At 66.8% G+C, this 24731-nt stretch carries 22 protein-coding genes; 7 read left to right on the top strand and 15 right to left on the bottom strand.

The features are described 5' to 3' along the window. The first annotated feature begins 7 nt into the window (after nucleotides 1-7). Complete coding sequence (locus tag QM615_RS01070; RefSeq protein WP_068050809.1) at nucleotides 8-535, top strand: YbhB/YbcL family Raf kinase inhibitor-like protein; 528 nt, start codon at nucleotides 8-10, stop codon at nucleotides 533-535. 45 nt (nucleotides 536-580) lie between these two features. Here QM615_RS01070 and QM615_RS01065 read toward each other — a convergent pair whose 3' ends face one another. From QM615_RS01065 to QM615_RS01055, 3 genes are all read right to left on the bottom strand, one after another. Further along, the gene (locus QM615_RS01065; RefSeq protein ID WP_283347152.1) at nucleotides 581-1651 is read right to left on the bottom strand and encodes a quinone-dependent dihydroorotate dehydrogenase; all 1071 of its coding nucleotides are present in this window, start codon (nucleotides 1649-1651) and stop codon (nucleotides 581-583) included. Between the two features lie 95 nt (nucleotides 1652-1746). Continuing rightward, nucleotides 1747-2007 (bottom strand): DUF5703 family protein, encoded by a 261-nt coding sequence (locus QM615_RS01060; RefSeq protein ID WP_149405803.1) that lies wholly within the window; start codon nucleotides 2005-2007, stop codon nucleotides 1747-1749. 58 nt (nucleotides 2008-2065) lie between these two features. After that, the gene (locus QM615_RS01055; protein ID WP_149405802.1) at nucleotides 2066-3091 is read right to left on the bottom strand and encodes a YncE family protein; all 1026 of its coding nucleotides are present in this window, start codon (nucleotides 3089-3091) and stop codon (nucleotides 2066-2068) included. Nucleotides 3092-3251: 160 nt separating this feature from the next. Here QM615_RS01055 and QM615_RS01050 point away from each other — a divergent pair, with 160 nt between their 5' ends. Then, nucleotides 3252-3617, top strand: a complete 366-nt coding sequence (locus QM615_RS01050) for a hypothetical protein (protein ID WP_149405801.1) — start codon at nucleotides 3252-3254, stop codon at nucleotides 3615-3617. Here the strand turns inward: QM615_RS01050 and QM615_RS01045 are convergent. The 4 genes from QM615_RS01045 to QM615_RS01030 are packed head-to-tail and all read right to left on the bottom strand — an operon-like array spanning nucleotide 3592 to nucleotide 7476. Further along, on the bottom strand, nucleotides 3592-4446 hold the full coding sequence (locus QM615_RS01045; protein WP_502941865.1) for a heme ABC transporter ATP-binding protein: 855 nt from the start codon (nucleotides 4444-4446) through the stop codon (nucleotides 3592-3594). The genes QM615_RS01050 and QM615_RS01045 overlap by 26 nt on opposite strands. Next, complete coding sequence (locus QM615_RS01040; RefSeq protein ID WP_283346917.1) at nucleotides 4437-5504, bottom strand: FecCD family ABC transporter permease; 1068 nt, start codon at nucleotides 5502-5504, stop codon at nucleotides 4437-4439. The genes QM615_RS01045 and QM615_RS01040 overlap by 10 nt, the downstream gene beginning before the upstream one ends. After that, nucleotides 5501-6508 carry a heme/hemin ABC transporter substrate-binding protein gene (locus tag QM615_RS01035; RefSeq protein WP_283346916.1) on the bottom strand — a complete coding sequence of 336 codons (1008 nt, stop codon included), beginning with the start codon at nucleotides 6506-6508 and terminating at the stop codon, nucleotides 5501-5503. The genes QM615_RS01040 and QM615_RS01035 overlap by 4 nt, the downstream gene beginning before the upstream one ends. Before the next feature lie 35 nt (nucleotides 6509-6543). After that, nucleotides 6544-7476 carry an aldo/keto reductase gene (locus tag QM615_RS01030; protein ID WP_283346915.1) on the bottom strand — a complete coding sequence of 311 codons (933 nt, stop codon included), beginning with the start codon at nucleotides 7474-7476 and terminating at the stop codon, nucleotides 6544-6546. A gap of 211 nt (nucleotides 7477-7687) precedes the next feature. On the opposite strand from QM615_RS01030, the gene QM615_RS01025 reads away from it, so the two are divergent. The 5 genes from QM615_RS01025 to mshC all read left to right on the top strand — a co-directional run bounded on the left by QM615_RS01025 (nucleotide 7688) and on the right by mshC (nucleotide 12052). Beyond that, nucleotides 7688-8518 (top strand): undecaprenyl-diphosphate phosphatase, encoded by an 831-nt coding sequence (locus QM615_RS01025; protein WP_502941864.1) that lies wholly within the window; start codon nucleotides 7688-7690, stop codon nucleotides 8516-8518. A gap of 25 nt (nucleotides 8519-8543) precedes the next feature. Next, nucleotides 8544-9251 (top strand): histidine phosphatase family protein, encoded by a 708-nt coding sequence (locus tag QM615_RS01020; protein ID WP_149405798.1) that lies wholly within the window; start codon nucleotides 8544-8546, stop codon nucleotides 9249-9251. A 135-nt stretch (nucleotides 9252-9386) separates the two neighbouring features. Then, a complete protein-coding gene (locus QM615_RS01015) occupies nucleotides 9387-9977 on the top strand; it encodes a DUF3090 domain-containing protein (RefSeq protein ID WP_269594121.1) in 591 nt (196 codons plus the stop codon). Nucleotides 9978-10012: 35 nt separating this feature from the next. Then, nucleotides 10013-10786, top strand: a complete 774-nt coding sequence (locus QM615_RS01010) for an SCO1664 family protein (RefSeq protein ID WP_269594231.1) — start codon at nucleotides 10013-10015, stop codon at nucleotides 10784-10786. Nucleotides 10787-10810: 24 nt separating this feature from the next. Beyond that, nucleotides 10811-12052, top strand: a complete 1242-nt coding sequence (gene mshC, locus QM615_RS01005; RefSeq protein WP_269594120.1) for a cysteine--1-D-myo-inosityl 2-amino-2-deoxy-alpha-D-glucopyranoside ligase — start codon at nucleotides 10811-10813, stop codon at nucleotides 12050-12052. On the opposite strand, the gene QM615_RS01000 is transcribed toward mshC, so the two are convergent. The 8 genes from QM615_RS01000 to QM615_RS00965 form a co-directional block, all read right to left on the bottom strand. Next, nucleotides 12049-13287 carry a DUF2399 domain-containing protein gene (locus QM615_RS01000; protein ID WP_269594119.1) on the bottom strand — a complete coding sequence of 413 codons (1239 nt, stop codon included), beginning with the start codon at nucleotides 13285-13287 and terminating at the stop codon, nucleotides 12049-12051. The two genes, mshC and QM615_RS01000, sit on opposite strands and share 4 nt — an antisense overlap. Continuing rightward, complete coding sequence (locus QM615_RS00995; RefSeq protein WP_149405793.1) at nucleotides 13277-17461, bottom strand: TIGR02680 family protein; 4185 nt, start codon at nucleotides 17459-17461, stop codon at nucleotides 13277-13279. Before QM615_RS00995 ends, QM615_RS01000 begins: the two co-directional genes overlap by 11 nt. Before the next feature lie 4 nt (nucleotides 17462-17465). Further along, a complete protein-coding gene (locus QM615_RS00990; protein ID WP_149405792.1) occupies nucleotides 17466-18899 on the bottom strand; it encodes a TIGR02678 family protein in 1434 nt (477 codons plus the stop codon). Next, nucleotides 18896-20383 carry a TIGR02677 family protein gene (locus QM615_RS00985; protein WP_373557664.1) on the bottom strand — a complete coding sequence of 496 codons (1488 nt, stop codon included), beginning with the start codon at nucleotides 20381-20383 and terminating at the stop codon, nucleotides 18896-18898. Before QM615_RS00985 ends, QM615_RS00990 begins: the two co-directional genes overlap by 4 nt. Before the next feature lie 82 nt (nucleotides 20384-20465). Next, complete coding sequence (locus QM615_RS00980) at nucleotides 20466-20765, bottom strand: Rieske (2Fe-2S) protein (RefSeq protein ID WP_149405790.1); 300 nt, start codon at nucleotides 20763-20765, stop codon at nucleotides 20466-20468. Next, nucleotides 20762-23251 (bottom strand): nitrite reductase large subunit NirB, encoded by a 2490-nt coding sequence (gene nirB / locus QM615_RS00975; RefSeq protein WP_149405789.1) that lies wholly within the window; start codon nucleotides 23249-23251, stop codon nucleotides 20762-20764. Before nirB ends, QM615_RS00980 begins: the two co-directional genes overlap by 4 nt. Beyond that, nucleotides 23251-23598 (bottom strand): molybdopterin oxidoreductase, encoded by a 348-nt coding sequence (locus QM615_RS00970; RefSeq protein WP_149405788.1) that lies wholly within the window; start codon nucleotides 23596-23598, stop codon nucleotides 23251-23253. Before QM615_RS00970 ends, nirB begins: the two co-directional genes overlap by 1 nt. 100 nt (nucleotides 23599-23698) lie before the next feature. Further along, a complete protein-coding gene (locus QM615_RS00965; protein WP_283347151.1) occupies nucleotides 23699-24613 on the bottom strand; it encodes a PAC2 family protein in 915 nt (304 codons plus the stop codon). Nucleotides 24614-24731: the final 118 nt, after the last annotated feature.

Raw genomic sequence — 24731 nt, 5'->3', positions numbered from 1 at the left:
AACCATCGTGGCGTACAACCCATACGACTCGCTTCCGGACCTACCATCCTTCGAGTTGACGTCCGAGGACGTCGAGGACGGCCAGACATTGGCCGCTCAGCAGGTCAGTGGAATCATGGGAGCCGGTGGGCACGACAACTCTCCGCAGCTGTCCTGGTCCGGATTCCCCGAGGGCACCAAGAGCTTCGCCGTCACCGTCTACGACCCCGACGCGCCGACGGCATCCGGCTTCTGGCACTGGGCAGTGGCGAACATCCCCGTCGAGACGACCTCGCTGGTGTCGGGCGCGGGCGACGACGGCGGGACCGGGGTACCGAGCACCGCGGTGACGCTCAAGAACGACGCCGGCCTGTTCCGCTACATCGGTGCTGCTCCGCCCGCAGGCCACGGCCCGCACCGCTACTTCATCGTGGTTCACGCGGTGGACGTCGAACGGCTCGAAGTGGACGAGACGGCCACCCCGGCCTACCTCGGCTTCAATCTGTTCTCGCACGCCATCGGTCGTGCGGTCCTCACCGGCATCTACGAGGCCTGAGCTCGATCGTCGGGTGTCGAAACACTGGTTCCGACACCCGACGGTTCAGGGCTTGTTCGCCGAGCCCACCGCATCGGTGATCGTGGCGAAGCCGTGTGCCTCGAGCCGAGTAGCCAGTCCCCGGTGAATGTTCTTGATCCACAGCGGGCCGCCGTAGATGAATCCGGTGTAACCCTGCACCAGTGACGCGCCCGCAGTGATGCGTTCCCACGCCTGCGCCTCGGTCTCGATTCCGCCGACGGAAATCAGCGTCAGCCGGGTGCCCACTCGGCGGTAGAGACGTCGCAGCACCTCGAGCGAGCGGTCAGCCAGCGGAGCACCGGACAGGCCACCTGCTCCTGCTGTGGCGACCACGTCGGCGTCGGTGCGCAGCCCGGCGCGGGAGATCGTCGTGTTGGTGGCCACGATTCCGTCGAGACCGAGTTCGACGGCCAGATCGGCCACGGCGTCGATGTCCTCGTCGGACAGGTCCGGGGCGATCTTGACCAATACCGGCACCGTCACCACGGACTGAACCGCCTCGAGGATCGGCCGCAACGATTCGACGGCCTGAAGGTCACGTAGCCCAGGGGTGTTGGGGGAGCTGACGTTGACGACCACGAAGTCCGCCAACGGGCCCAGAAGCCGGGCGCTGGCCGTGTAGTCCGCGGCGGCATCCACCGGCTCCACGATCTTGGTCTTGCCGATGTTGGCACCGATCGGGATACCCGTGCGCCTGGCGCGGACACGCTGGGCGGCGTGCTCGGCACCGTGGTTGTTGAAGCCCATGCGGTTGACGATGGCGCGGTCCTGAGGCAATCGGAACAGGCGCGGCGTCGGATTGCCCGGCTGGCTCTGCGCTGTCACGGTGCCGATCTCGGCGAAACCGAATCCGATCGGCCCCCACGCGTCGATTCCGTCGGCATTCTTGTCGAAGCCGGCCGCGAGGCCGAGCGGAGCCGGGAAGTCGACGCCGAACACCGTCGAGCGCAGTCGTGGATCGTCGACCACGAACGCCTTCTCGGCCAGGTAGCGGAGCGGCGGCACGACGGCGACGACGCGGAGCACCCGAAACGCCAGGTGATGGATCCTCTCCGGTGGCACGAGGAACATCAGGCGCAACAGAACTCGGTACAGGCGGTCTCCCACGGTCTTCTCTCCGGTCGATCTGGCTCGGTCGAACTCATGCGGTGGTGTCAACGATCGTGCGGTCGAACAGTACTGCGACGGGCTCAGATTCCGGGCTCGGGGATGTGATGCGCGGTTTTCTTGCGTTTGAGCAACACACGCCTGCTGCCATCGGTGTACAGCCGAACCCGCGACAGTTCCCAGCCGCCGAACTCCGCCTGAATCGCCAGCCGCATCGAGGCCGTCACCCGGGTCACGTCCGGCGGCAGCCGCAACGGCACGTACTCCCAATCGTCGGACGCAGACACTTCCCATCCGACGGGCATCTTCGCGCGACCGGGTACCGAACTGTCATGCGCGTTCATATGCCTCCTCCGTACGTACGGTTCGTTCCTGCAGGCTCCACTCCCGCGTCCACGCGGGTCAACGACCGGCAGCAGGGATGCGCTGCAGTCCGTCACCGGTAGCCGATCCCACGTACAGGTCGCCGGTGTCGGCGTCGACAGCAACCGAATTCGGCTGCCGCACAGTGGCCAACCGCCCGGCCTCGACCGGAATTCCGGTATCGAGTGTGTACCCGACCACCTCGTTGAGAGCCGGAAGCGTCACCCATACGACACCGGACTGCTCATCGTAGGCGATCGCCCACGGCTGCGACCCGACCGGAAAGCGTTGCCGCATCAGCAGATCGTGCGAGGTGAAGACGAGCAACTCGGTCCCCGTCGAATCGGTGACCAGCAAGCGGCCGAACTCGTCGCTGGTCATCTCCGCGGCACCTTCGCCTGCGCGCAAGGCCACTCCGAGTGTGCCGTCGTCCAGATTCAGGTCGGTCACCGACGTCTGGCGACGATCGAGAACCGAGACCCCGTTCGGTGTACTGGACAGAGCATCGGCGGAGGTCACGCTGCCGCCGGAGACCGTGGTGGTGACGTCACCGTTCGTGTCGAGTACACGGACCGCTCCGGTGTCGTCCCCGACAGCCGTCGTGCCGTCGGGTAGGTCTGCTGCGGACAGCGCGTCGCCGTCGACAGGCAGGGCAGTCCGCTGTCCGTCCACCACGGAGATCCTCGCGACGGAACCGTCCATGGGCACCAGCACTGTCGAGTCCCGTCCGGCGACGAGTGCTGCTCCCGTGGCGCCCAGATCGACCACCTGGGTCTGCGCTGCGGCACCGTCGCGGGCCAGGGTCACGGTTGTCGATGCGTCGGTCAGCGCCACGAGGGTGCGGGTGACGGGGTCGAACGTGAGGGCGTCCACGGGCGCGAACGCGCTGACGGTTCCGGCGGGGGTGGCAGTGGCTTCGGGGGACTCGGCCGGCGGTCGGGGGTCGACGGAGATGTCGTCGGCGTTCTCGTCGTCGCTGGAACACCCGCCGACCGACAGGACTGTGACGACGGCGAGCGCGGACGCGACTGCCGCTCGAACGGACCGAGCCGACGGTGTTCGCATGAGGCCGAACCTACTTCCTCGAGAAGACGCTGCCTGTGGAGGCGTTGCCACATCTGTACCAGCGTGCAGCGACCTCGGCGAAATCGACCGCGCCGGATCGGTTGTCGTTCGGTCTCGCCCGAACAGGCGGTAGCGTGATCGGGCGAGGTGAGTACACGACATGGGAGTGGACGTGGGAACCGAGGAAACACACTTCGTCGTCGAGGAAGTGAACGCGGGAACGCACCCGAACGGCTTCGGACGCACCGACGACGGTCGGGCGTTCGCGTTTCGTGTGCATCGAAGCACCCTGTACGTGGAGATATACCGCGCCGATGTGCAATCTCCGGTACCGGATCGGTCCGAGGTCGAGGCGGTTGCCGAGCATTCGGTCACCGAGGTCGATCTGACGGACGAGCGCAGCATCGTCGGTGTGGTTCGTGACGCGGTCGCCCATGCGCAGCAGCTGTCCGATGCGTCACAGCGGGACACCACCGCAGTTCGAGCCTTCTTCAACCGGGTCAATTCCGTGCTGGAGGGTTTCTGACACGGTGGGGAACCACCAGCTGTTCGCCCGTCACGGGATGGTCGAACACGTCGACGGGGTGTCGGTAGACCCGGGCCAGCCGTTCGGCGGTGAGCACCTCCCGCGGCGGACCGGTTGCGACCAGTTCACCCGAGTCCAGGATCGCGACGCAGTCGGCGTAGGCCGCCGCGAGGCCGAGATCGTGCAGCACGACGACTACGGCGCGGCCGGCGGCCGCGAGTGAGCGCACCACAGCCATGACCGACTCCTGATGTCCCAGGTCGAGTGCGGCAGTGGGCTCGTCCAGCATGATCGTCGCGGTGTCCTGGGCTATGACGCGCGCCAGCGCAACTCTGGCCTGCTCGCCACCGGAGAGCGACGCGAACGGTCGATGAGAGAAGTCCGCTACGTCGCACGCGGACATGGCTGCGGCGACGCGGTCGTCGTCGTTGCGCGCGGCCGACGTACCGACCCAGGGGGCTCGACCCATTCGAACGATCTGGCCGGCCGTGAACGCGAACCCGACGCTGTGGTGCTGAGGCAGCACCGCACGCCGCCTGGCCACGTCGACCGTGCGGAGGCGGTTCAGGTGCTTCTCGTCCAGTAGAACCGACCCGGCGCTGGGCTCGGTGTCTCCCGCCATGACCGACAGCAGCGTCGATTTGCCCGCGCCGTTGGGGCCCACCAGCGCCAGTATCTCGCCGGCGACCACGTCGAGGTGGACGTCGGACAACACCGTCGCGTTCCCGCGCCGTGCGGAGACTCCGCGGGCGACGAGGGTCTTCGAACCCGGTTTCGGGATGACCGGGATGTCGTTGCGTGCCGTGCCGATTCGCTTCGTCACGCCCAGCCGCCCTGGCGAGCACGGGTACGGCGGAGCAGCCAGAAGAAGAACGGGGCACCCGCCAGTGAGGTCACCATGCCGAGCGGCAGGTCGACGTTCGCGACGAGGGTGCGGGTGACTAGATCGGCAGCGAGCAGCACGACGGAGCCGGCGAGGGCGCTGGCCGGGATCAGGAGTCGATGGGCGGGGCCGAGCACCATCCGCATGGCGTGCGGAACCACCAGACCCACGAACAGAATGATTCCGGTGAAGGCGACGCCGGACGCGACGAGCAGGGCGACGACGACGATGGCGAACTGTCTGAGGCGTTCGACGTTCACTCCCAGATGGCGTGCGACATTCTCTCCGAGCGCAAGCAGGTCGAGTCGGCGCGCGATCGCCAGGGATGCTCCGATTCCGAGCAGTGCGAGCGGGCCGACCACGGCCACCGACTGCCAGGTCGCGCCCGCGAGTGACCCCAGTTGCCAGAACACGATCTGATCGCGGGCTGCGGGACTGGCGACGAACGTGACGAACGCGATGGCACCGCCGGCGAATGCATTGACTGCAACGCCGGTGAGGATGAGCGTCACCACTTCGGTGCGTCCTGCGTTGCGGGCGAGGAAATACACGGCGATCGTGGTGACGAGCCCGCCGACGAATGCTGCGAACGCCACACTCCAGACTCCGGCGAAGCTGCCGCCGAGCACGATGACCGAGCTGGCACCGACGGCAGCGCCCGAGGAGACCCCGACGACACCCGGCTCGGCCAACGGATTGGCGAACACCCCCTGGAGCAGCGCACCCGCGCACCCCAGACACGCGCCGACGACGATTGCCAGAGTCAGGCGCGGGAATCGGACCTGCCACAACGTCACCTCGCCACTGGGGTGTGCGGGCATCGGGCCGATGTCGAGTCCCACCCGATGCGCGAGGCTGCCCAACACTTCCAGCGGTGTCGTCGGCACCTGCCCCACGACGGCCGAGATCAGGGCCAGACACACCAGTGCCGCGACCAGGGCTCCGAATGTTGCAAGGACCCGCCCTCCGCCCGTGCGCGTTTCGGCGAGTGCGCGGTCGGTCATGACGCCGGGTCGTACACGGCCTTCGACAGTGCGCCCAACACCTTTCCCGTGTTCGGGCCGAAACTGAGGATGGTGCCGTCGTCCATGTCCACCACCCGGCGATCTCGGCCTGCCGGGGTCTGCGCGATTCCGGGGATCTGCTCGAGCCCCTCGATTCCGCCGATCGATTCCAGGCCCTTGGTCATCATGAGAATGACGTCGGGTGCCGCGGCGATCAACGCCTCGCTGGTCACCGGCACGAATTGTTCGGTCAGACCCGATTCGACACCGGCGTCCCTGGCACCGAGAGCCTCGATCAGTGCATCCGCTCCCGAGCCGGGTCCGGCGAGCATCTTGATCGCCGGACCGCGCATGTACAGAAACGCGATCTTCGGCGGTTCCGAGGACTCGGGTGCGGCGTTCTCCGCTGCCGAGATCTCGGTGTGCGTTCGTTCGGCGAGTGCTACACCGGCGTCGGGCACACCCAGGGCAGCTGCGACGGCCTCGATCTGAGGGGCGACGCCGGCCAGAGTGCGCGTGGGATCGAAGTACACGAGCGGAATGCCCGCGGCTCGGATCTGATCCTGCACGGCACGTGGACCGATGCTGGTATCGGTCAGTACGACGGTCGGCGACAGCGCCAGAATTCCCTCGGCGCTCAGCGAATGGCCGGTCGGGGTGACGTCGGGCACGTTCTCGGCCGCGGGAAATGCAGCCGAGGTGTCACGACCGACGAGGTTGTCGCCGAGTCCGAGCGCGAAGACGGTCTCGGCCAGCGTGCCGTACTGGTCCGCAGCGACGATGCGGCTGTTGTCCGTCACCGTGACGGGGACGCCGTCGAATCCGGTCACGGTCACGGGTAGTACCTCCGCCGGATCGTCGACGACGGGTTCCGGATTCGGATCGTCGACGACGGCAGTGCGGGGGCCGATGGAGTCCGAGGATGCGGTGCCGGGGGTGTTCGCCGAGCAGGCGACCAGGACTCCGGCGACGAGGAGCACGGCGGCGAGACGGTTGACGGTCACCACGGAAGGTTAGCCTGTCCGATGTTGGTGCGTGATCAGGCGCTGACGTCGTCCAGGGCCGACGCGATCGCTGGCGGCAGCTCGAGTTCCTCGGCCATCAGTGCGCCCATCAATTGCGCGAGGTCCCGCGCTCCCACGATCGCGCTGCTCACTCCCGGTCGGTCCCGCGCCCACGCGAGTGCGACCACCAGGGGAGAGGTGGCCAGACCGTCGGCAGCGGTGACGGCCGCGTCGACGACGCCCACGGCGGAATCGGTCAGGTACGCGTGCACGGCCTCGGCGTGCAGCTCGTCGGCCCCGCGGGAGTCCGCGGGTATGCCGCTGCGGTACTTGCCCGTCAGGACGCCGCCTGCCAGGGGTACCGCCGCGAGGATGCCGATGCCGTGGTGGTGCGCGGCGGGAACCAGCTCGTCCTCGATTCCGCGCGCGAGCAGTGAGTACTCCGCCTGAGTGGCCACGATGCGCCCGGTACCGGCTGCGCCCGCTGCCGTCGCCAGTTGCCAGCCGAGGTATCCGCGGGCTCCGGTGTAGCGAACCCGTCCGCTGGTCACCGCGTAGTCGAGCGTTGCGGCGACCTCGTCGACCGGCGTCATCGGGTCCCAGGTCGCAACCTGCCACAGGTCCAGGTAGTCGGTTCCCAGTTCGCGCAGCGTGGCGTCGAGTTGACCGAGCAGTCCGCGCCTCGAGCAATCCACGTGATAGCGGCCGTAGCGTGAACTGAGGCCCGCTGCGCTGCTGATCACCAATTCGTGCCGCGGGACGACGTCGTCGAGCAACTCGGCGAGCACTCGTTGCGCCCGTCCATCGCCGTACGCCGGAGACGTGTCGACGAGCGTGCCGCCGGCCTCGGCGAACGCCGACAACTGCGCTGCGGCGTCGTCACCGTCGGTTCCGCTACCCCATCCGAGGGTGCCGAGGCCGAGTCTCGAGACTCGAAGTCCGCTGGTGCCGACCGATCTCTGCTTCATATGTGCCGAATGTCCTTTTACGTGTGATCGTCGGTGTCGAACTGCACTGCCGCCAGTGCACAGTAGTGCGCCGCGCCGCTCGGTGCGTACGTGCCGCGCCGGGTACGGTCGTGCCCGTGAATCGCGAATTCAGGGGGCAGGCCGGCGGCCGCGCATCGACAGTGGACAGTCCATCGACGCTCGTCTCGGAGGGTGGCCCCGCATGATCGACATGACGTGGCTGCAGGCGATCATCCTCGGCGCAGTGCAGGGCCTCACCGAATTCCTGCCGATCTCCTCGTCCGGGCACCTGCGCATCGTGTCCAGCGTGTTCTGGAACGAGGACGCGGGCGCGTCCTTCACCGCGGTGACCCAGCTCGGCACCGAAGCCGCTGTGCTGCTGTTCTTCTGGCGCGACATCGTCAGAATCGTCAAGGCCTGGTTCCTCGGACTGAAGCACAAGAACGAACGCGGACTCGACTACCGAATGGGGTGGTACGTGATCATCGCCACCATCCCCATCGGCGTTCTCGGCCTGCTGTTCAAGGATCAGATCCGAACCGGTGCCCGGAACCTGTACCTCATCGCGTTCATGTTGATCGCGTTCGCCGTCGTCATCGCGATCGCCGAGAAGGTCGGCCGCAAAGAACGTCCGATCGAGAAGCTGACCACCCGCGACGGCATCGTCATGGGTCTGGCGCAGTGCCTCGCGTTGATCCCCGGAGTGTCCCGTTCCGGGGCGACGACCAGCGCAGGCCTGTTTCTCGGACTCGAACGCGAAGCGGCTGTGCGATTCTCGTTCCTGCTCGCCATCCCGGCGGTCACCGCCTCCGGTCTCTTCTCGCTGCCCGACGCCTTCGAGCCGGTCGGCACGGGGCTGGCCGCGTCGGGCCCGCAGCTGCTGGTCGCCACGATCGTCGCCTTCGGTCTCGGCTACGCCTCGATCGCCTGGTTGTTGAAGTTCGTCGCGAACCACTCGCTGTACTGGTTCGTCGGATACCGCATCGTGCTGGGTGTCGTCGTGCTCGGGCTGCTGGCCGGCGGGGTCGTGTCGGCAACGTAGGTTCACCCTCATTAGGCTCGATGCAATGACAGTCATCTTGCTTCGGCACGGCCGCTCGACGTCGAACACCGCAGGCACGCTCGCGGGTCGGAGCGCGGGAGTCGAGCTCGATGATCGGGGGCGTGAGCAGGCGCAGGCGGTGGCGGATCGTCTCGGCGAGCTTCCCGTGGCCGAGATCGTGCGCTCGCCGTTACTGCGGTGCGAGCAGACGGTGGAGCCGTTGGCGGCAAAGCTCGGGCTCTCGCCGGTGGTCGAGGACCGGTTGGTCGAGGTCGACTACGGACAGTGGACCGGCCGGACGATCAAGGAGTTGCTGGCCGAACCGCTGTGGAAGGTGGTGCAGCAGCACCCGTCGGCTGCGGTGTTCCCGGAGGGCGAGGGCTTGGCGACAGTGCAGCAACGCGCGGTGCAGGCCGTGCGTGAACATGACGCCCGGTTGGCCGCGCAGCACGGCCGCGACGTGCTGTGGGTGGCGTGCTCGCACGGCGACGTCATCAAGTCGGTGCTCTCGGACGCCATGGGGGCCCACCTCGATTCCTTCCAGCGGATAGTCGCCGACCCGGCCTCGATCAGTGTCGTCCGCTACACCTCGACGCGGCCGTTCGTACTACGGACCAACGACACCGGGTCCGATCTGAGTGCGTTCGTGCCGAAGGCCGAGGAGCCCGCCACGCCGGAATCGGTCGATGCGGACTCTTCCGACGCGGTCGTCGGTGGTGGGGCAGGCAGCTAGAGCGCCCTTTCGGCGCTGACACCCCTATCGGTGGCAGGCTGGAGGGCAAGCAATACCGTCCACGGTCGATCCGTGGCCGATAATGAAAGTTCCGAGAATCACTTCGCGGAGCTGTTCGAGTCGTTAGGAGGTGCAATGCCGCGCGCCATACACGTTTTTCGCACCCCTGATCGTTTCGTTGCCGGGACCGTTGGGGAACCGGGCGACCGAACGTTCTTCCTCCAGGCGGTGCACGACGCCCGCGTGGTGTCGGTCGCGCTGGAGAAGCAGCAGGTCCAGGTACTCGCAGACAGGATGGGGCTGCTACTCGAAGAAGTGCACCGCCGGTTCGGAGCCGACGTTCCGGCCGAGGAGACCGATTCGGTCGACACCAGTCCGCTGCTGACTCCGATCGACACAGAATTCCGCGTCGGAACGATGGGACTCGGCTGGGATGCCGACGCCAACGCCGTCGTGGTGGAACTTCTCGCCGTCAGCGAAGTCGAGGTGGACGAATCGGTCGTTCTCGACGACACCGACGAGGGCCCGGATGCCGTCCGGGTGTTCCTCACTCCGGTGCAGGCCCGCGAGTTCGCGGTGCGGTCCGAGCGCGTCATCGCGGCCGGCCGTGCGCCGTGCCCGCTGTGCGGACAGCCTTTGGCCCCCGAGGGACACGTCTGCATCAGAACCAACGGCTACCGCCGCGGTGCGACGTTCGGACCGGTGACCGAGGTCGACGAGTCTTGACCGTCGAACTGCCGCCGTTCGAGGGCCGCGAAACCATGGAGACCGGCGACCTGACGATCGTCGGTCGGGTGGTGTCGGCCAGCAACGCCACGCTGGTGTGCGAGGCGGGCGAGGGCGACTCGGCCGTGCGGTGCGTGTACAAACCCGTTCGCGGGGAGGTTCCGCTGTGGGATTTTCCGGACGGCACTCTCGCGGGCCGCGAAGTGGCGTCCTACGAAATCTCCGAGGCCCTCGGTTGGGGAGTCATCCCGCCGACGGTTCTGCGCGACGGGCCGTTCGGTCCCGGCATGGTGCAGAAGTGGATCGACACGCCCGACGATCACGCCGAGGGACGCGTCGACCTCGTCGATATCTGCCGTCCCGATCTCGTACCGGCGGGATGGATTCCGGTACTGCAGGCGTACGACGGCGAGGGCGAGGAAATCGCGCTGATCCACGCCGACGATCCGCGACTGCAGCGGATGGCGGTTCTCGACGTGATCCTCAACAACGCCGATCGCAAGGGCGGGCACGCCCTCGAAGGTCTGGACGGCTACGTGTACGGAGTCGACCACGGTATCTGCCTGCACGCCGAGAACAAGCTGCGCACGGTGCTGTGGGGGTGGGCAGGCCAGGCGGTGGACGACGCGTTGATGACCGACGTCGTGCGGTTCGTCGAGACGTTCGACGCGGTCATCGCACCACGATTGGTCGACAAGATCACCCTGACCGAAACGGTCGCGGTTCTCGATCGGGCGCAGGCGCTGATCGCGCGGCCGGTCATGCCGGAGCCGCGCTCGAGCAGACCCATACCCTGGCCCGCCTTCTGATCGGGCTCGGATAGGCTCGGTTGCATGCATTCTTGGTCGAGCCCGGAGATCCCGACAATTCCAGGACAGGGTCCAGCGCTTCGATTGTTCGATACCGCAGACCGTCAGGTTCGACCCGTCACCCCGGGTTCGACGGCTCGGATGTACGTCTGTGGAATTACCCCGTACGACGCCACTCACCTCGGACACGCAGCGACGTATCTGACGTTCGACCTGATCAACCGACTGTGGCGAGACGCGGGCATGGACGTGCATTACGTCCAGAACGTCACCGATGTCGACGACCCACTGTTCGAGCGCGCCGACCGCGACGGCGAGGACTGGCGCGATCTGGGAGCGCGTGAGATCGAGCTCTTCCGTGCCGACATGGAAGCGCTGCGCGTGCTCCCTCCGCGCGACTACATCGGCGCCGTCGAGTCCGTCGACGAGGTCGTCGAACTGGTGGGCAAGCTCGTCGCGTCCGGTGCCGCGTACGTCGTCGACGATGCCGAGTACCCGGATGTGTACTTCCGTGCCGATGCCACCGAGCAGTTCGGTTACGAGTCCGGCTACGACCGCGCCACGATGGACACGTTCTTCGCCGAACGCGGAGGTGACCCCGATCGGGTCGGTAAGCGGGATCCGCTCGATGCGTTGCTCTGGCGCGCGGTGCGGCCGGGCGAGCCGTCGTGGCCGTCGCCGTGGGGTCCCGGCAGGCCCGGGTGGCACATCGAATGCGCGGCCATCGCCCTCAACCGCATCGGTACCGGCTTCGACATCCAGGGCGGCGGAAGCGATCTCATCTTCCCGCACCACGAATTCTCGGCCGCCCACGCGGAGGCGGCGACCGGTGATCCGCGTTTCGCGCGGCACTACGTGCACACCGGCATGATCGGGCTCGACGGCGAGAAGATGTCCAAGAGCCGCGGCAATCTGGTGTTCGTCTCCAAGCTCCGGGCCGAGAACGTCGACCCCGCAGCCGTGCGACTCGGTCTGCTGGCCGGGCACTACCGGCAGGATCGGCCGTGGTCCGACGAGGTTCTCGAACGGGCTCACACTCGGCTCGCACTGTGGCGTCGGGCCGCTGCGCTCGAGAACGCAGCGTCGGCCGACGACGTGATCAATCGGTTGCGGCAGCATCTGGCCGACGATCTGGACACCCCCAAGGCCCTCGATGCGCTCGACGCGTGGGCGAGTTTCGCAGTCGAGCGCGGCGGATCGGATGCGGGTGCACCCGCCGCCTTCGCCGATGCAGTCGACGCGTTGCTCGGAGTTCCGCTGCGTTAGGTCGAATCCCCGGCTCGCAGATCCATCAACAGATCCGGGACGAGTCGTTCCTCCATGACTGCCCGGCCCGAGTCACGCAGGGCGACAGCCAGTTCCGTGTCCCACGGACTGTCCGTCGGATGGCCCTTCAGCGGTTCGGAATTTCGTGCGTCGAGCGCATGTCGATAGGAGTCGACGTCCATGCGCCACGGCGCCGCGTCGTACCGGGAGAGTGCTCGTTTCACCATGTGCAGTCCGGCCCAGTCGAAGTCGGCACGCCAGCGAATCGTGGTCCCCGGCGCGCGGGAGGTCAGCAGCCGGTGTACCGCTGCGGATGGTTGACCGTCCGTGCAGATCAGGCTCGCGCAGTTCGCCCCGAGAGTGCGGGCTGCGGCGGCGAGAACCGCCACGTTCTCGCAGACGAACACCGTGGCCGAACTGTTGGTGAGCGTCCCGCGCATGAGCATGTCCACGGTGACGGGGAAGGGGATGCCCTCGTCGGCAGCCTCGTTCAGCCACCCCGCCACGGTATGGGTCTCGTCGACGCGGTAACCGAGCACCAGCACCCGGCTGGACACCGCGTCGACCGACACACCCGCGGTCTCCCACAACGCCCTGATACCGACCGGATCGACGGGCCGAGGGACGTTCTCGCGCAACGACAATGCATCCAGAACAAGTTTCGGGGCACCGCCGGCCGAGAGTGCCTTGGTGTCCCCGCAGGCAAGTTCGGCCAGCTCGGTGAGCGACATCCCGTCCACCGGCAGCATCGCGAGGACCTTCGTGGCCACCTCGAGCGCGTCGACGGCGACCCGGCCGCCGAGGGTGCCGTCCTGGTTGAGCAACGAGGCGATCCAGTGCTCGATCCATTCTCGGTCGGTGCCGCCGCCGAGAACCTCCCTGGCCCGATCGAGTGCATCGGCACGCACCTGAGCCTTGTCGGCGGCGATCCGTTTCTTGTCCTGCAACGGGGCTTGCGACGTGAGGGTGTCGATCAGTCCGAGGCCACCGTTGAGCGGATGGCTCAGCCACGCGTCGAACCGCTCCAGGTCGAGTCTGGTGCTGCGCGCCCGAGAATGCAGACTCGAGTTGGACCGAGAGATCGCGCTGCACAGACGCCACAGCTCCGGGGCATCGCTCAGATCCACGGTGATGTTGCCGCCGACCCGAAGCCAGTTGGACTCCAACTTCTTTCGTGCCGCATCGAGCAGCGCACCCAATTCCACGCTGCCGCGCCATTCGCTGTTACCGCTCAAACTCCAGCCCACCTTCGGTTCGGGTCGGCACCCGGCGCGTCAGCGGTGACCCGAGTGCGGCGGCGAGGTCGGTACCGTCGTGCTCGGCGAACAGTTCGCCGTTCTCCCACACCAGAAGTGCTGCGCTGACGGTGTTCTCGGCTGTCGAATGCGCCAGGTCGTAGTGCGCGCAGCCGGGGACGTCCCCGTAGGTGATCCACAGGTCGTATCCGGTCATGAACAGGTCGAGGTCGAATTGCACACTCAGGCCGAGCAATTCGCTGCGGCCGTTGTCGTCGACACCGGCGAACGCCTCGTCCAGCGCCAGCAGCCGAGGTGAATGTGGATCGGCGGAGGACAGCATCACGTGCGCGGCGGCGAACAATGGCAGGTGCAGCGACACCGACTGCTCACCGCCCGAGAGCGCACTGTGGCGTGCGACCGTGAGACGATCCTCGGTGCCGTCACCGCTGATGAGCGTGAAGGCGAACACGCGCCAGCGGCGATAGTCCAGTGTCGTGGACAGGATCTCGGGATAGGACCGTTCCGGATGCGCCGCGCGAGCGATTCTGATCTCCGACGCGAAGTGGGCGCGCATTGCGGCCAGATCGTCCTGGTTCAACGCCGAGGCGTCGCGGTCGAGCAGTTTGGACACCGCCCGGGCCCCGTCGTCGAGGTTGTCCGCGAGCACCCAGTGCACACCGATCGTGTTGCCCGACGACATGCGGCGCTGCTTCATCTCCGCAGACATCTGGGCGATCAGCTCGCGTGCGTCGACGGTGCGCTCGTGAATCTGCTGCGCCAGACCGGTCAGCAGTGCATCTTCGAGTATTCGGCGCTCCTGCTCGGTCAGCAGCAACTCCTGATCGGCCCTCGCCGCGCCGATGCGGTCGGCGAAATCTCCGACCGACGAATAGCCCTGCTCGTCCTGAACTCGTACGACGGTCAAACCGTCCGGCGCATCCCACTGCAAACGGTAGTCCTGCCCCGATGCGGCGAGTTGCGAGTCGAACTCCTGCAGCGCACTCGTCAGGGCCGTCCGGGTCGACTTCCGGCTCGAGTCACTGACTTTCACCGACGCCGTCGCTGCGTCGAGTGCCGAATGCAGTGCGCTCACGACCGGCGGTAGTACCGGAACCTCGTCGTCGGGACCGTCGGCCTGCTGAACTCGATACAGAATCTGCTCCACGGTCAACCAGGCAGAATCACTGGCCGGCCAGGCGTACGCCTCGTGGACACCGAGGATGCCGAGCAGGTCCTTGCGAGCGTAGGGCGCCAGCCGCACGGCGTCGCCCAGGGTTTCGGTGACGGCACCGCGCAGGCTTTCCAGCGCGGTGTTGCAGGCACCCTCGGCCTTGCCGATCGCTTCGCCGGCTTCCTTGTCCGCTTTGCGCGCCGCCCGCTGCTCGGCGCGGCATTTCTCGATGCGTTCGCGTGCGTTCTCCAGATCGGTGTCGATCTGTTCGGCGGTGGCACCGAGCTTCTCGCTCAGGAGCTCTAGCCGTTGCACTTGCTGTCGGTAGTTCTCTTCGGCTATCGCCGCTTCCTCGGCGAGCTCCTCGGCCAGGCCGGTCGCCTCTTCGAGCCGGTTGGTTGCTTCGCGGGCGCGTTCTGCTTCGCGCGTGTGATCGCCACGCTTGCGGATCACCACCGAGCCCTGATGCTCGAAATGCCGAATCGCAGCGGCGAGGGCATCGATGTCGCGGCCGATATGTGGGGTGCGGTGAGCCACGGCGGCGGTGCGCAGCTGCTTCTCCTTCGCCGACAGGTCTGCGATCGCCTGGTCGAACTCACGGTCCGCCGCGGCAGCACCCTCCGTGGACGTGCGTAGCGCTCCAGCGGCAGCGGTGACGGCGCGTTGCGCTCTCACGATGGCCGAGACCCGGGGGAGCTGCTTGGCGGCCGCACCCAGTGCCTGCACCGATTCGCGCGCAGATCGTTCGTCGGCCGTCGCGGTCTCCAGCGCGGCCGTTGCGGTATCGATCGCGGCACCGAGCTCGGCGATGCGGTGCTCACGCCGACGAGCCCGCGCCGTCGCACCGATGTACTCGGCATCGGCCTTGGTGTGGCGACCCTGCTGCACACCCTGCCAGTACCGACCGTCGACGCCCACCGAGACGGCACCGCCGGAGACTGCGCTTTGGTCCTGTTGCAGTGCAACCGAATTCAGCACGTCGAGTACGCGCGATTCCGATACGGCGGTGCCGGGCTCAGCTTCGAGGACGGACGCCAACGTGGTCCCGGTCGGCCTCGCGGCCTCCGGCAGCGGCGACAGATACTGCTCCGAGTTCGAGTCGACGGGGAAATCCGCGATCGGATGGATCCAGCCGTCGAGCAGATTCGCCGCCTGCAGCGCGGATTCGATTCCGGCGGCGTCGGCACTGGAGACCGAATCCGCGAACCGAACCAGCTGCCACAGCGGGGCACCCGACAGATCCGCACGCGAGTCGGTCCGCGCCGCGAACTGCGGCGGCGCGTCATCGTGTTCGGCCCGCACCAGGGACAGTTCGTCGCGCAGCGCGTTCAGCTCGGCCGTGCGGGTCGATACGTCCACGCGGGCCTGTGCCTGCCGGGCACGAAGCGCGTCGATACCGTCTGCGGTCTGTTCGGCCAGCACCGATTCCAGGCTCGGGGCGTCGTCGTCGCCGACGTGTGCCAACGCCGCGTCGAGGGCCTCGAAAGCTACGGAGGTGATGCCCGCAGCAGAGTAGAGCGCCGAATTGTTCGACCACCAGGCTCGTAGTCCCGAAGCGAACTGCGCCTTCTCCAGGTCCACGGTCGCCTCGGCCTCGGTGACCGCAGCCGACGCGGCCTCGAGCATCTCTCTGGCCTTCGACGCGGACTTCTCCGCACGAGTGCGTTCCGTCGACGCCTTCTCGACGGTTCCCAGCGCCTCGCGAACCGCCCGCACGTCGCCGTCGCGTTCCTCGGCGTGGCCACGCAGCGCGGTGCTGATCTGGTCGCTACGGGCCGTTCCCGGCAGTGGTGTCCAGACGATCCCCGCGTCCTCGGCTGCAGTCTGCAGTTCCTCCTCGGCGCGGGTGACCCCGGCAACGGAATCCCGGAGTGCGGAATCGGCCCGAGCCGCTTCGGTGGTGCGCTGTTCCAGTTCTCCTCGAGCCTTGCGGGCGCGGTCGGCCTGCTGGGCGGTCGAGATCTCCAGCTTCGCAGCGGATTCGGCCAGATCGTCGAGTTGCTGCTTGCCCTCGTACGCGCTCGAGCGCTGTAGGGTCTCGCGGTCTGCGACGGCCTGATCCAGTGCGCGTTCGGCCTCGTCGAATCGGGTTTCCGCAGCCGCACGTTCGAGCAGACGGCGGTCCTTCAGAGCGGCAGCGGCGAAGTGTGCGGTGGTCGCATGAGTGACCGCCTCGAGCCGGCGCGAGACCTGCTCGACATCCGAACGGGTCTGCACCCGAAGGTATTTGGAGTACACCGAGACGAAGTTCTTGGCGGCGTGATCGGCCTGCGCCAGTCCTTCGAGCGCCCGGCCAACCTCCTCCATGTCGCTGAAGGAGCGCGCTGCTTCGAGCACCAGCTGCTCGTCCAACGGACGCAGGCCGTCGGTCAACGCCTGCGAGAGCCCCTTCGGGTCGAGGTTCTTGGCCAACTGCGGACGGCGAAGTGTCAGAATGAGATTGATCAACTGGTCGTAGCGCTGCGCCCCGAGCCCGAACATGCGTGCGTCGATCGCGGCGCGATAGTCCACCGGGCGATCGGTCAATGCGTCGGTGCCCAGCTGTTCACCGAGTTGCTTCTTCGTCAACGGACGGTCGTCGGAACCCAACAGCGAGAAGTCGACGCCCACTCGGCCGTCGGCCACGAAGTACCAGCGGGTCACCTTGTCGTTGTGGCGGCTCGCCCGCATGCCGATTCCGACCGTCACCGATTCGGGGTCCTCGCGTGACCCGCGGCCGAACTCCATCCACACGTACGAGTGTGCGCTTTCCTGCCCTCGGTAGAGAAGATTGGACTTCATCGTCCGCTCTTCTCCGGCGAACGGATTGAGCCGGCGCGGTTCGATACGACCGTCGAGGACGAACGGGAACAGCACTTCGAGAGCCTTGGTCTTGCCGGAACCGTTGGGCCCACGCAACACCAGACGACCGTCGGCGAAGGAGAACTCCTGATCACGGTAGTCCCACAGGTTGACGATCCCTGCTCGCGTCGGCCGGAAACGTGACGAGTGTGCGGTCATCTACTCAAGCCTCTACTTCGGATGGATCGGTGCTGCTTGACTGGTCGGTACTGGGGGACTGTTCGGTACCGAACAGCGAATCCTGCGGGGTCCGATCGCGCACGCTGACCATCACGTCGCGGTAGCGCGCGATCACCGGCAGCACCAGCACGCCGCCGGACACGCTGTGTATCAATCGAAGTCGATGCAGCATCGCGATCGATCGGAGCCGCAGGCCGTCGCGATCGGTCTGCCACTGAGCAGCGAACGTACGACCGAACCGTTCGACGAGATCGTCGACCACCGAGACCAACCAACTGTCCTCGATCAGCGGATACTGCTTCTTGCCCACCGCATCGTCTAATGTCCCTGCATCGGAACCGAACCCGAATTCTGCGAGATCACCGAAAACTCCACCGTCGGGAATGGCACCGTCCAACTGCTCGATCAGGGCGTCACCGTCGGGAAGGGGGTAGGTCGCCAGCGCGGGTGCATCCGGATCGATCACCCGGTCCGAGATCTCGCCAGCGATCAGCAATGCGACCTGGGCAATGGTTCCGGTGCTGGGGAATCGGTAGTCCGAGAGTCGTCCCGAGGTGTCGATGAGGGCCACTCCCTCGGCGCGACGCTCGGCAACGAGGCCGGTCAGCAACTCGACGTCGGCAACGGTGCGCGACGCGGCGAGGGCCGTGCGGCCGTCCGGGTCGAGATCGTCGACATAGACGACCGGTTGCTCCACCAACGCACGGCGTACCGCACGCAGCGTTTCCTTCGGATCTGCCTCACGCCCGGAATCGGTCTGTCCCGCATCGGATTCCTCGGGGTCGATCGCGGCGTCCGAGCCGGCCAGCAAACCGCGAATCGACCGCAGATGCTGCACGGCGCGGGGCGGCCTGAACATGGCAACGACGACGGGACGGTCGATGTCGTAGAGCGCCTCGCCTGCGGACGGGTTGTTCGCCCAGCCGCTCGCGTCACCGTCGGCCAACGCGATGGCCCCGCGTGTCGCGAGCCACCCGATCGCGTCGACGAACGCGTCTCGGTCGCTTGCCCGGTCGGTTGTCAGCTCGACGCCGTCGACCTGACTCGCCTCTGCTGCAACATGATCGGCAAGTTCGGACAGAGTGATCTGGTTGCCCGCCCGGCCGAGTGCCGCCAGCGCCAACGCCAGGTACGCGTACCTGCGGCGGTCGAAGATTCGGTCGGTGGGCGTTCGCGCGGGTTGACTGTCGTCGAGTGCGTCGATCACCGGGAACAGGCGAGCCGTGGTCTCGGTGACCTCGAGGCGATACCCGAACAGCTCGAGCAGATCCTCGCGCAACTCGGTGGCCCATCTGCGCAGCAGTGGCAGCGCGATCCGATCGGGGTACGTCGTGGTCACCAGGTGATTCGACAGCGCAACCCGGGCGGCCCGCTGGTAGGAATCCAGTGCGAGGGTGGAGATCTCGCGAGCTCTCATCGGCGTGCCACCTCGCTGACCTCGAGCGCGAGGCGGTCCAGATGCAACCGGCCTCTGCTGGTCCGCACGATCGTCGAACGGTCGCTGTCGCTGAGCGTCAGGCGCACGCCGCTGTCCGATCCGGACGAGTCGGAGGTGCGTCCGCTCACGCGTACCCGGGCGGTCAACGCAGCATTCAACAGACTCAACAGCACCTCGGTTTCCTGCTCGTCGAGAATCCGGTCGTGGATTCCGGCGGAGGCAAGCGACTGCGCTGCGGCACTGCGTGATCGCTGCGACTCGAGTTGCTGCTCGCGAAGCCGTCTGATGCCGCCGTCGTTGCGCTGCACCCGTCCCGGAACACCGGGGGTCGGGGTGCGTCCGGTCTCGGCCAGGGTGCGCGAGATCTCGACCGGAGGTGCCTCCCACCACGATCGGGATGTCGGGATGATGTCTGCGTCGGGATGCACCATCGACAGATGCCGCGGTCTGCCGAGGCCGAACACGGCATGGAACAGAGCGTGCGCGCTGTCTTCGGTCGGTGCGGCAGCGAACCAACCGGCCAGGTGGCGCAATTGGCTCTCGCGACTGACGCCGCCCTTGCGGGTCTCGGTGACCCGGCGCAGCAGCGACAGCACGGCGGCGATCGCGCTCATCGTGCCCTCGCGGAGTCGCTCGGACTCGCTGAGTTCGGACTCGGCCGAGACGAACCAGTGCGAGAGGCCCGCCCAGCGATCGGTCCAGTCGGCGCGGCGTTCGGCGACGGTGAGAAAGACTCGTTCGTCGCTGATCGCGGCTCGCTCGACGAGTTCCTCGATTCCGGTGCTCTCGACGAGTGCTATCGCCTCGGCGAGCTTCGGTGCGTAGCGGGTCAGGTCGGAGCTGAATTCACGCATGTGCGTCAGCAGGGCGTCCTTGTGGACCAGGAACGACTCCGGCGTGATCTCGGTGGTGCGCACGAGGTCGCCGAGCACCAGGTAGAAGTGGGCGGCGCGGGTCGCCATCTCCGACAACGTCGAATCGAGTCGACTGAGCTTGCGGTAGATGCGATCGCCGTCGGCCTGACGGTTCGCCTCGGCCAGCTCGTGCATGTCGGCCAGTAGCTCGGGCAGCACCAGCCGCGACAGGGCGGCGTCGTCCAGGCGGGCCCCGAGCACGTCCTCGACCGCTCGGTAGGCCTTGTAGCCGGCTTGGCCGAACTGGTAGACGAAGTGACGGTTGCGGTACTCGGCGAGGGTGGCGGCGCGGGTGCCGTCGTAGCTGCGTTCGAGCAGGCCCCAGGCGTGGAGCTGATCGAGCAGAGGCGCGATGTCGAGGGTGCTCAGCGCTTCGTGGTGCCCGGAGCTGCGTGCGATGAGGTCGGCGACGTCTCCGGAGTGCAGCAGGACGACGTAGTTGGCTCGTGCGGTGTCGAATGCCCGGAGAACAGCCAGGTACTCGGAACGCTTCTCGGCAACGGCGAACGAGAAGAGACCGAGGCGATCTTCCTCCACGAACGCATTCACGGCTCCCTGCCGTGCCTCCTCGCCTGATTCGCTCACTGGAACAGGGTAGGGGGTCAGGCTCTCGGTCGTTCAACCGTGCCGGTTACAGCTCCACGGTGACTTTTCCGTCCACCACTGCGGCGGGGTAGGTGCGCACCGAGTCGATGCCGCTGGGGCAGGTGCCGTCGTCGAGCGAGAAGGTGTACTGGTGCAGCGGACACACGACGATGGATCCGTCGATCTGACCGTCTGCCAGCGGTCCGCCCTTGTGCGGGCATACGGCATCCATCGCACGGACCGAGCCGTCACGGAGCAGGAACACCGCCACCTGTTTGCCGTCCACCACGTAGGCCCGTCCCTCGCCGGGCGTCAGGTCCTCCACGGCCCCGACCGGCACGCTCATCGGACCGGCACCTGTGGCAGCGGAAGCAGGGGCAGCGATGGGGTGAACTGGGCGGGTGACTTCGGTGCGGCGCGGTCCTGCCACGGGTCGATGTACCCGTCCACCGATGCCTGCATTCGTTCGTCGAGTCCGGCGACGATGCCGTCGCGGTCGTCGATCAGCACGCACTGCAGTTCTTCGAGACCGACACGCGGAACCCACGCGTACGTTCGCTCGAGCCACTGGGCGTTCTCACGGTAATGCTGAATGAACCTGCCTGCCACGGTCAGAACCTCCTCGGCCCCCGTCACGGTGGCCAGTAGATCGCCCTTGCGGATGTGTGCACCGGCCGCACCTCCGACGTAGATCTCCCATTTGTCCTCACCCACCGAGACGACGCCGAAGTCCTTGCACAGTGCCTCCGAGCAGTTGCGCGGGCAGCCCGCGACCGCGAGCTTCAACTTCGCCGGAGTCTCCAAGCCCTGGAACCGTTCTTCGAGGGCGATGCCCAGTGCCGTCGAGTCGCCGAGGCCGAAGCGACAGAAGTCGCTGCCGACGCAGGTCTTCACCGTGCGCATGCTCTTGCCGTACGCGAACCCGGAGGGCATGTCCAGATCGCCCCACACCTTCGGCAGGTCTTCCTTCTTGATGCCGAGGAGGTCGATACGCTGACCGCCGGTGACCTTGACCAGCGGAACGTGGTACTTGTCCGCGACGTCGGCGATCTTGCGCAACTGATCCGGGGTGGTGACGCCACCCTTCATCTGCGGCACCACCGAGAATGTGCCGTCCCGCTGGATGTTGGCGTGGACTCGGTCGTTGATGAACAGCGCGCCGCGCTCGTCCACCCAGTCCGGGCCCCACACCGTCCGCAGCAACGACGCCAACGGCATCTTGGCCGCGGCATCCTCCGCTCCACCGGTCGCCAACGCGGCGAAGACCGCAGACACCGCCCGAAGATCCTGCGCGCGAATCGCGTCGATCAGCTCCGGCTTGGTCATCGGAATACAGGGCACGTACCAGTCTGCGGTCGGGTCGGCCTCGACGGCACCGCCTGCTACACACGCGATGATGTCCTTCACCAGTCCCTTGCACGATCCGCACCCCTTGCCCGCCCGGGTCTTCGCGGTCACGTCGCCGAGGTTCTTCGCGCCTGCGTGTACGCAGGCCACGATGGCTCCCTTGGTGACGCCGTTGCAGTTGCACACCTGGACGTCGTCGGCCAATTCGGCGGCTCCTGTTGCCGCAGAGGGCGTTCCCATGTCGAAGAGCATGCTGATGCGCTCGTCGGGCAACGGCACTTTCTCGTCGAACGCCTGGGTGAGGAAGTTGGCCTTGGAGATGTCGCCCAGCAGGGTGGCACCGACGAGTTTGTTGTTCCGCACGATCACCGACTTGTACGTACCGCTGCGCGGCTCGTAGAACTGGACGAACTCGTCGTCGTCGCGTTCGGGGGCGGTGATCCCCATCGAGGCCACGTCGACACCGGCGACCTTGAGCTTGGTGGTCAGACGCGAACCGTGGTACGCCGCAGTGGGATCGGCTCCGGTGAGCACGTCTGCCAACACGACGGCCTGCTCCCACAGCGGAGCGACGAGGCCGTAGACCTCGCCGCGGTGTTGGCAGCATTCACCGACGGCATAGATGGAACCCTCGTCCTCGCAACGTAATTGGTCGTCGACGACGATTCCGCGTTCGATCACCAGTCCGCCGGCGCGAGCGAAATCGACGCTGGGACGAATGCCCGCGGTGACCACCACCATGTCAGCGGCGAGCGAGGTGCCGTCGTTGAACCCCACGCCGGTGACGACGCCGTCCTCGGAGCGCAACACCGAGTTGGTTCGCTTGGAGGTGTGCACGCCGACGCCGAGTGACTCGATCTTGTTCCGCAGTACGCGGCCGCCACGCTCGTCGAGCTGCTGATTCATCAGGTGACCGGGGGAGTGCACCACGTTCACTTCCAGGCCCTGCGTGCGCAAGCCGTATGCGGCTTCGAGTCCGAGCAGACCGCCGCCGATGACGACGGCGCAGACGTCGTCGCGCGACTGCGCCATCTGCAGCATGCCGTTGGTGTCGGCGATGGTGCGGAAGCCGAACACGCCGCGCGCCAGCCTGCCGTCGGACTCGCGGAGACCGTCCATGTTGGGGAAGAACGTGTTGCTGCCGGTGGCGATGATCAGCACGTCGTAGTCGACGGACCGACCGCTCTCGCAGACGACGGTCTTGGAGAACCGGTCGAGTGAGATCGCGCGGTCTCCGGCGTGCAGCGTGACGCCGTTCTCGCTGTACCAGCTCATCGGGTTGAGGATCAGGTCCTCGTCGTCGACGGTGGCCTCGCCGGACAACACGTGCGAGAGCATGATTCGGTTGTAGTTGCCGTACGGCTCGTCGCCGATCATGGTGATCTCGAACGACGAACTGCCGCCGCGCTTGATGATCTCCTCGACCGCCCTGGCACCGGCCATCCCGTTGCCGACCACCAGCAGCCGCTGCTTGCCCGCGGTCATCAGATCAGCACCAGACCGAAATCGACGACGACCTCTCCGCTGGTTCCGGCAGGGGCGGCGACGACCAAGTCGAGCACCGTGTCCGGATCGACGTCCTCGACCACCCGCAGCGGAATGTTCACCCCGCTCTTGGCACCCATCGGGAACATGCGCATCGGGCTGCCGTCGCGCAGCAAGGTGACGACCACCAGCTCGTCGCTCGAATTCCCGCCGCGAAAGTACAGTGGCTGAGCCGTCGTACCCTCGGGGACAACGAAGCTGAGGCTGGGATCGATCAGCTCGGGCTTGTCCAGACCGTGTCCGGTGAACGAGAAGACGCCTTGCAGGAATCGCGGTGTGCTGGCCATACCCACGAGGTTGCGGGGTCGGGGTGACGTCACCGCTGCGGTGACGTTACGTCGGGATCAGAAAGACCTCACCGGCCCGCGGCTCTTCCTGTGCGGTCGGTCAGAGCCCGAAGTTGCCCGGACCGCGTCGCCTCAGGTACTTCTCGAATTCGGCCGCGATGGCGTCGCCGTCGATCTTGGCGATCGCATCGGACATGTCCACCTCGGCGTCGCCGCGTTCCTCGAGGCTGCGAACGTATTCGCTGATCTCCTCGTCTTCCTTCGTCATCTCGGTCACCGCCTCTTCCCATTCCTCGGCCTGGGTGGGCAGTTCGCCGAGCGGTACCTCGATGTCGAGCACGTCCTCGACCCGCTGCAGCAGCGCCACGGTGGCCTTGGGGTTGGGCGGCTGGGAGACGTAGTGCGGGACCGCAGCCCAGAAGGAAACCGCGGGCACTCCGGCCTTGACGCACTCGTCCTGCAGCACACCGGTGATCCCGGTCGGTCCCTCGTAGCGAGTCTGTTCCAGGTTGAACTGCTCGGCCGATTCGGTGCTGTAGGCGGTGCCGGTCACCGGAACGGGTCTGGTGTGGGGAGTGTCCGCCAGCAGTGCGCCAAGGATCACCACGGTCTCGACGCCGAGCTGTTCGACGAATTCGAGAAGGTCGTCGCAGAAACTGCGCCAGCGCATGTTCGGCTCGATGCCGCGTAGCAGCACCACATCGCGCGAGCTGCCGGGAGGCGAACACACCGACAGCCGAGTCGACGGCCACTCGATCTCGCGCGTGACACCGTCCACCTGCCGGACCGTCGGGCGGTTGACCTGGTAGTCGTAGTAGTCCTCCGAGTCCAGTTCGGCCAGCGGACTGGCGTCCCAGATCAGCTCCAGATGCTCGATCGCGCCGCTGGCTGCATCTCCCGCGTCGTTCCAGCCCTCGAAGGCAGCGACCAGGATCGGGGAGCGCAACTCGGGAATGACGTCGTCGAGGTCGTCGAGGTCTGTGGCATTGGCCACAGCATCGTGGACGGCCTCGATCAATGCAGCATCCAGAGGCACATCCGATCCGGCACCTGAAATGTCCGTATTTTCGTTTCCGTCGTCGATCGGGGACTGGCCATCGAGGTTTCGGGGACTCACCACGACAGCCTACGAC

The organism is Rhodococcus sp. IEGM 1341, from assembly GCF_030056895.1.
Classification (GTDB): Bacteria; Actinomycetota; Actinomycetes; order Mycobacteriales; family Mycobacteriaceae; genus Rhodococcoides.
The sequence above is the reverse complement of the archived record's forward strand: the minus strand, read 5'-3'. Positions and strand labels throughout refer to the sequence as shown.